The sequence below is a fragment of the Pseudomonadota bacterium genome, assembly GCA_026388315.1.
Taxonomy (GTDB): domain Bacteria; phylum Desulfobacterota; class Syntrophorhabdia; order Syntrophorhabdales; family Syntrophorhabdaceae; genus MWEV01.
Map to the genome: position 1 here is coordinate 1 of JAPLKA010000122.1, position 7,256 is coordinate 7,256.

General features: G+C 44.7%; 9 protein-coding genes. All 9 read right to left on the reverse strand.

Annotation, left to right across the window (positions count from 1 at the left end):
- The coding region (locus tag NTX75_17840; protein MCX5818079.1) for a glycosyltransferase at positions 1 to 620 on the reverse strand (620 nt) is incomplete at its 3' end.
- 102 nt (positions 621 to 722) lie between these two features.
- A complete protein-coding gene (locus NTX75_17845) occupies positions 723 to 1,835 on the reverse strand; it encodes a DegT/DnrJ/EryC1/StrS family aminotransferase (GenBank protein MCX5818080.1) in 1,113 nt (370 codons plus the stop codon).
- Positions 1,836 to 1,852: 17 nt separating this feature from the next.
- On the reverse strand, positions 1,853 to 2,938 hold the full coding sequence (locus tag NTX75_17850) for a DegT/DnrJ/EryC1/StrS family aminotransferase (GenBank protein ID MCX5818081.1): 1,086 nt from the start codon (positions 2,936 to 2,938) through the stop codon (positions 1,853 to 1,855).
- The gene (locus NTX75_17855) at positions 2,935 to 3,318 is read right to left on the reverse strand and encodes an FdtA/QdtA family cupin domain-containing protein (protein MCX5818082.1); all 384 of its coding nucleotides are present in this window, start codon (positions 3,316 to 3,318) and stop codon (positions 2,935 to 2,937) included. The genes NTX75_17850 and NTX75_17855 overlap by 4 nt, the downstream gene beginning before the upstream one ends.
- Before the next feature lie 21 nt (positions 3,319 to 3,339).
- The gene (locus NTX75_17860) at positions 3,340 to 4,188 is read right to left on the reverse strand and encodes a glycosyltransferase family 2 protein (GenBank protein MCX5818083.1); all 849 of its coding nucleotides are present in this window, start codon (positions 4,186 to 4,188) and stop codon (positions 3,340 to 3,342) included.
- 127 nt (positions 4,189 to 4,315) lie between these two features.
- Positions 4,316 to 4,789 (reverse strand): adenylyltransferase/cytidyltransferase family protein, encoded by a 474-nt coding sequence (locus NTX75_17865; protein ID MCX5818084.1) that lies wholly within the window; start codon positions 4,787 to 4,789, stop codon positions 4,316 to 4,318.
- Positions 4,773 to 5,792: a PfkB family carbohydrate kinase gene (locus tag NTX75_17870; protein ID MCX5818085.1), complete on the reverse strand. Its 1,020-nt coding sequence runs from the start codon at positions 5,790 to 5,792 to the stop codon at positions 4,773 to 4,775. Before NTX75_17870 ends, NTX75_17865 begins: the two co-directional genes overlap by 17 nt.
- A complete protein-coding gene (gene waaF / locus NTX75_17875) occupies positions 5,785 to 6,774 on the reverse strand; it encodes a lipopolysaccharide heptosyltransferase II (protein MCX5818086.1) in 990 nt (329 codons plus the stop codon). The genes NTX75_17870 and waaF overlap by 8 nt, the downstream gene beginning before the upstream one ends.
- Positions 6,743 to 7,256, reverse strand: a 514-nt coding sequence (locus NTX75_17880; protein ID MCX5818087.1) for a hypothetical protein, incomplete at its 5' end; no start/stop codon positions are given. The genes waaF and NTX75_17880, both read right to left, overlap by 32 nt.

The following is a 7,256-nucleotide window of genomic DNA, read 5'->3' on the forward strand; positions in this document are numbered from 1 at the left end:
CCGCGGTCAGGCTTGAGGCGTCCTATTACTCCGATTACCAATTCATCCTCATGGAGGCCGAATTCGTTTCGCATGTTTTTTACGGGTCCTTCGTATGGCGTAATTCCCGGTGGAACAACACTGGTTCTCTCAACGGGGAAGCGAAAACCCTTTATGTCCTGGTCCATGATTTTATTACTATAGCTCACAATGCCGTCAGTCCGTGACATGGACCATTTCATAAACATGTTTACGGGCATACCGTCCCTTTTATGATCTGTCCGGACAATCAAGGGACGTTTTCTCATGAAAGAGAGCGAAAAGATTGCAGTAAAGTAATCATGGGAGAGGTTTGTGTGAACAATGTCAATGCCGTTTTTTAGAACATATGCCTGTATGGCCCTTACATCATGGGACCAGTCTTTCAAAGAAAAGTATCTGTTGAGCCTGAACCCGTCGTAGGATTTGAAATTCCTTTTTTTTATCTCTTTCTCGACTGTTCTCCCCTGAAAATCCTCAGGGGTTTTTCTGTAGGCAAGGGTAACATCAACCCCTTCATTTGTGAGGGCTTCGCAGAGCGATAGTGTGGGCTCGGCAGGCCCTGTCCACTTCCAGTCACTGAAAAGGTGGAGAATCTTCATAGGAAACCCTTATCAATTCGTCGTTCGTCGTTCGTCGTTCGTACTTCGATGTACGGTGTACGATGTACGGTGTACGGGTTATTTCGCAACCCGCAATTGATTTTACGTTCCATAAAACTCCCTTATACGCTTTGACACATACATCACCTCATCCTCTTTCAGCGACGGATACATGGGTAAGGATATGATCTCTTTTACGACCTGTTCCGCAACCGGGAAGTCCCCTGTTTTGTACCCAAGATGCCTGTATGCTTCCTGCAGATGGATTGGTGTCGGATAATGGATGAGGGTTGAGACGTCATGGTCGGCGAGGTATTGCATCAGATCTTCCCGTTCTTTCGACCGCACCACATAGAGATGGTAAACATGGAATGCCCACGGCGCTTCATCGGGTAATATGAGTGGTGTATCGGATAACTCTCTTTTGTACAGCCATGCAATATGCCTTCTCTTGTTATTCCAGTGATCAAGGTGTTCAAGCTTGCGCTTCAACAAAGCAGCCTGTATTGTATCAAGTCTTGAATTAAAACCCTCAACAATATGGACATGTTTCTTCTCTGCCTGCCCATAAGCCCTTAACATCGTTGCTTTTGTGTAAATTTCTTCGGAATCCGTCACGATGATACCGCCGTCCCCGTAACAGCCGAGGTTTTTTGTGGGGAAAAAACTGAATGTTGAAACATCGCCGAAGGTTCCCACCTTTTTGTCCTTGTACAGAGCGCCATGGGCCTGACAGGCATCTTCAAGCATCTTTACGCCATGCCGCTTGCATACATCTATTATTTCATTCATTCTGGCGGGATGCCCGTAGAGGTGAACGGGGATGCAGAGTTTAACATCTTTTTCTGTTTTCAGGAGGTTCTCAAGTTGCCCCGGATCCATGTTGTATGTTTCTGTCTCAATATCACAAAAAAGCGGTATCAGGCCATGAGTGGAGAGTGACATGGTGGTGGCGATATAGGTATTGGGAACTGTTACGAATTTGTCCCCGCTTTTTAATCCCAGGGATAATCCCCCGATTTTTATAGCATCGTTACCGCTTCCTACGCCTATTGCATGTTTAACCCCTATGTATGCTGCAAAAACCTCTTCAAGCGCCTTTACCTCTTTGCCAATGATATATTCACCACTCGAGAGGATTTCTTTCATGATAATTAGCAGTTCTTCCTTTATATCCTTATGGTCTGACTCAACATCAAACATCTTTACAATCATATTAAAAACTCCTCGTTCTAAAATTTATTCATTACTTCAATAACCTTATAGATATCTTCTTCTTGGTGGTAAAAAGACAGGGGGAGGCTGAGGGTTGTGTTGTGTATCTCTTCCGAGATGGGGAATCGGTCATCATTGATGATACCCATTAATGCCTTTTGCTTATGCGGTGGAACCGGGTAATGTATCTGAGTCTCGATGCCGTTGTTTTTCAGGTATTCCTTTAATGCGTCCCGCATTGGGTGCCTGACGTTAAAGATATGGTAGACATAATAAAAATCTTTATCTACAACAGGCTTTATAAAATCTTCTTTCAGGCCATCCAGATAGGCTTTTGCCAGGTTCCTTTTATGGTTGTTAATTTCATCGAGCCTATGGAGTTTTATAATGAGAAATGCCGCCTGGAGTTCATCGAGCCTCGAATTAAAACCCACCATGTCAAAATAATTTTTTACCTCAGAGCCATAATTCCTCAGCCTCTTCAGTGTGCCCGCCAATTCATCATTATTCGTGGTTATTGCCCCTGCATCCCCTAAAGCGCCGAGGTTTTTGGTCGGATAAAAGCTGAATGCCCCGAAGTCACCAAAACTCCCGGTCTTTTTATTCTTGTACATGGCGCCATGAGACTGGGCACAATCTTCTATGAGCTTCAAATTGAACTTATTCGCTGCCTCCTTTATGGTGTCCATATTGCACGATTTCCCGTATAAATGGACAACAAGGATGGCGACGGTATTCAAGGTGATTTTTTCTTCTATTTTTCCGGGGTCGATATTATAAGTGCTGATATCCGGCTCAACAAAGACAACCTTCAAAGAGCAGTGCATAGCTGCAAAGACAGTAGCAATATAGGCGTTTGAAGGCAGAATGACCTCTGATCCGGGCTCAAAATTAAAGGCCTTAAGAGAAAGTTTGATGGCGTCGAAACCGGAGCCTACACCGATACAATGACTGCACCCGTTATAACTGCTGAATTGTCGTTCAAACTCCTCTACGTTTTTTCCCAGGATGTACCATCCGTTCTCGAGGAATGTATCGAAAGCCTTTTTGTAATCTTCGAAAAAGGGCTTGTTAGAATTGCCAAGGCGCTCGTAATCAATCATGTGCTGCCCTCTTTTTTCAGTTCATAAATATATTCATCGGGATCATAGTATTCAGATGCGAGAACGACCAGAACCGCATCGGAAGTAAAGCTAAACATGGTATGCCAGTCCTGACAATCCAGTATGAGACATTTTTCGGGGGAATCGAGGAGGTATGTTTCTTCCTTTTCGCCATCATTTACATATACCTTGCAGCTTCCGCTTACACATACAGCGGCATGTGTGGTTGTGTGGTGACAATGCCCGCCCCTCGTTATTGATTCAGCGGGAACACCGTATATGTAGAATATCCTTTTTATCTCGAAGGGTATCTCTCTTTCGATGACAGTCAGGTGCCCCCTGTGATCAGAAATGGTTTTTAAATTCAAGATGTAAGCCATAAATTCCCTGTTGCCTCCTCTTTATGAATTATCGTTCTTCCTTTCCAATTCCCAGAGTCTGGCGTGTTTCATGAACACGTAATACATGGTGGATGCCACGATGATGAGCCCAGGTATTCCGTCGAGGAACCCCCTCTTAAAGATATAATCCCTGAAAAAGCGATATATGGGCCTTGTAAGCATATTTAAGAGATGGAAGTGACGTTTTGAAGCATAAAGATCCTGTGCAAATGCCTCGGAATACCGGTCGATTGTCCGTATCTGATGGGCTGTATCTGTATACGGGGTGTGCATGTAATAGTTTTTAAGCTCGCCAACTTTTCCATCCACATAAACTTTTGCATGGATTCCCCCCTGCCAACTGCCTCTATCTTTTCTGTAGAGCCGTATCTCGTGGTCAGGGTACCATCCACCATACTTTATCTCGCGGCCCAGGTAAACATTTCTGCGGTTCACCATGAAGCCGTTATAATCTGTGTTTTCGGAAATTATTTTCTCTACTTCTCCCTTCAACTGCGGCGTTAGCCATTCATCTGCATCGATAAAAAGCACCCATGGATGCGTGCATTGATCCTGGGCGTACTGGTATTTTTCCCGCATATCGGTTGTATCATACTGGCAGATTGATTCAGTATATTTTTGTGCAATTTCCGCGGTGCCGTCGGCACTGTGTGAGTCCACAACCACCACATCATTCACCCACCCTGTAACACTCTGCAAAGCCTTTTCAATCGTACAGGCATTGTTGAAGGTAATCATGTAGACGGATAAGGACAGCGTAGAGCCCCCGCTACGTGAGGACAGGCGTAGAGCGCATAGCGTAGAGTTAGAAGAGTTGAGTTTTGAGTTAGAAGATGCTGATTTTTCCATAATTGTTACGTTTTATCCATGCCTTCACTGTTTGGATTTTTGTTAATCTACACCAAAAAATGCTTGAAATCAAACAGTGAATAAACAAAATCCCATTTAAACCTTATTGGATTTAACGTAACGATGATCAGAGGCTCTTGATGGTTTTTATGAGATCCCGGGTTGAATGATCTTTGGGGTCGCCGACGATGGCGACCCTGCCGCCGTAAGAAAGCACTATATCCCTTTCAGGGACGTTATCTTCCGTATAGTCTGTGCCTTTTGCGTGAATATCCGGTTTCAGTGTTAAGAGGAGATTTTCCACCGTTGGGTCGCCGAAGATGACCACATAATCGACGCATTCAATGGCTGAAATGATCTCGGCCCGCTCAAGGGCAGGCGTTACAACCTGTTTTCTCTTTCCGAGCCCTGTAACTGAGGAATCGTCATTGACGGCAACGATAAGCACATCACCCAGTTTTCCGGCGCCCTTCAAATACCTGATATGACCCACATGGAGGAGATCAAAACAGCCATTACCGAAGACCACCTTCTTGCCGTTCGCCTTCTCCTTCTCGATGATGTTTTTAAGCTCTGCGAGGCTTTTAATGACCTGTCCCATAATGCTCCATAGCCTTTTTAAGTTCTTCAGGGCTAACCGTTGAGGTTCCCCGCTTCATCACCACCACGCCCGCTGCATAGTTGGCAATACAGGAAGCGTGATAAAAATCAGTACCACTTGCGAGTGAAAGCGTCAGTGCCGCACAGACCGTATCCCCTGCACCGGTAACATCGGTCACATCGTCTGTCCCGGAAATGGGGATATGAAAAACCTCGCCGGTTTTCAAAAAGAGACTCATCCCCTGGTTCCCACGTGTAACAAGGAGTGCGGTTAAATCCATAAAATCTATTATTTTTTCTCCTACGTCTCCGATCGAACAAGATTCGCCCAAGTTTGCCAGTGCATATGCCTCTGATTCATTGGGGGTAATCATGGTAAAGCCCTTTAAATTTTTCAGGCTGTACCGTGAGTCTCCCACTACAATCTTTTCCTTTGCCAGTTCCCTCATGTGTTGAATAACATTACTGTCAACTGTCCCGTGACCGTAATCTGAGACAATGAAGGCATCCATTTCAGGGGCTAATTCTTCTAATCTTTTCAGCAATGACTTCTTTGCGCTCTGCGGAACAGGCGTGTCGCTTTCCCTGTCAATCCGGATGACCTGCTGTTTTGATGTGTGCGTGTCTCCCGCCAATATCCTTGTCTTGGTTGTGGTGTTTCCCTTATACCGCACAAGACCGGTTGGATCTATTGTCTTATGCTGCAAAAAATACTCAAAAAGCTTATTGCCAAGGTAATCATTCCCGATGAGTCCGAGTGGAAATACCTGTGCGTCAAGCGCTAACAGGTTATTTATTGTATTGCCCGCACTCCCCGGGAATATCTTCTGTCCTTCATATTTTACCACAACAACAGGTGCTTCCCGTGAAAGCCTGTAGGGTTTTCCGAAGATGTATACATCGGCGATTATATCACCAATAACACAAATCTTCTTCTTTTTGAACATGTCAATAATATCAACTGATCTCTTCTTATTTGCTTCCGCCTTCTTTTTACTATCCAAGTATCTCCTCCAGTTTTGTGAATACTGTTTCTGGCCTTATTCCCTTCAAACACTCGTGATCCCTGTCGCACTTCTTCTTATTACAGGGTCTGCATGGTACATCCGCACTGATTGTATATGTACATGTACTCGGATAAGCGGTGTATCTTTCGTCCATGGGACCCAGGAGCGCAACCGTAGGGACGGAAAGCGCCGCAGAAATATGGCGTGGACCGGTGTCGTTCGTTACAACGGCAGAGGCATGCGAAAGACAGACTTTCAGATCCCGGATACCCATGCTTTTTATTTCGATACCTTCTTTTTGTGTTGAACCTGCATACACTTCGCCGGCAAGTTCCTCCTCGCCCTTCCCGGGCAATACATATACTTTCATGTTGTATCTTTTTATAATCATATCGGCAAGCTCTGAAAAATGACGGGGAGGCCAGCACTTTGAGGAGCCATACTGTGCACCAACGACAAAGGCTGTATAAGACGTGTTGATATCGGTATACTTTTCATTAAACTTCTGTTCCTCATCTTCCGTAACAATAAGCGATGGGGCATCCATTATTGTCCGTCTGCCCCCAAGTGTATCGATAATCTTCAGATAGTGTTCCATGGTGGGCTCCAGCGCCGGGTCTTCGGCAACACGGTGCGTGAGCATATAATCCCTTTTATTCCTGGCATATCCGGCCCGTTCGCTGATGCCAGCTAAATAAAACAGAAGGGCAGAGCGGAATGAGTGGGGCAATAAAATACCCCTTTTAAATTCGAATTGTTTTAAAAATGTTATGGTATCGAAGAATGTAATCAGATTTTTGCTTTCAAGGGGAACGAACCTGTCGAAGAAATTGTGACCATTATATATATGAATAGCGTTACTCTTACCAATCCCCCACAGCTCTCCGTATATGGATGCCCTCAGAGAGCTTAAAAAGGGTATGGCCATGACCATATCACCCAGCCAGTTAGGCAGATATACTATTGTCTTTCCAGTCACTCCGGACACCCATGAAGGGGTTATACTTCACTGTATAGTAAAGTTTCCCCTTTTCCTCCATTTCTTTATCTAACATGTTAGCCCGCTCTATGAAAAGTTTTTTATTTTTCAACCAGGCATCTTTTCCAGCGGCTTCGACGATTCTCAGAAGTTCCTTATACCTGCCCTGTCCGTCTATATCGGCATAGCCGTTTATGAACAGGCAGAACATGGATTTTAGTTTATCAACAAGTAGGTTGATATCATCACCAAGCATCATGCAGGTTTCATCGGTAAAATTATCGAGTGTACGCATCTTTTCAAAATCTATTAAACCGGCTTCTTTGGCAATATCGTAAGCTTTTGTGCCGATAAAAGGAAAAAAAAGTGACCAGCGGACCCTTCCGGGCTGAACCTTTGCAATGAGGTCCACCGTCTCAATAATATCTTCTGTCTCTTCGAGTGGAAGTCCCATCATGACAAATGCAGAGGTATGAAGCCCG

What these genes read in the sequence shown, in the direction of transcription:
- NTX75_17865 (MCX5818084.1), bottom strand. Translation starts at nt 4,789, where the DNA reads ATGGGACAGGTCATTAAAAGCCTCGCAGAGCTTAAAAACATCATCGAG.
- NTX75_17845 (MCX5818080.1), bottom strand. Translation starts at nt 1,835, where the DNA reads ATGATTGTAAAGATGTTTGATGTTGAGTCAGACCATAAGGATATAAAG.
- NTX75_17850 (MCX5818081.1), bottom strand. Translation starts at nt 2,938, where the DNA reads ATGATTGATTACGAGCGCCTTGGCAATTCTAACAAGCCCTTTTTCGAA.
- NTX75_17860 (MCX5818083.1), bottom strand. Translation starts at nt 4,188, where the DNA reads ATGGAAAAATCAGCATCTTCTAACTCAAAACTCAACTCTTCTAACTCT.
- NTX75_17855 (MCX5818082.1), bottom strand. Translation starts at nt 3,318, where the DNA reads ATGGCTTACATCTTGAATTTAAAAACCATTTCTGATCACAGGGGGCAC.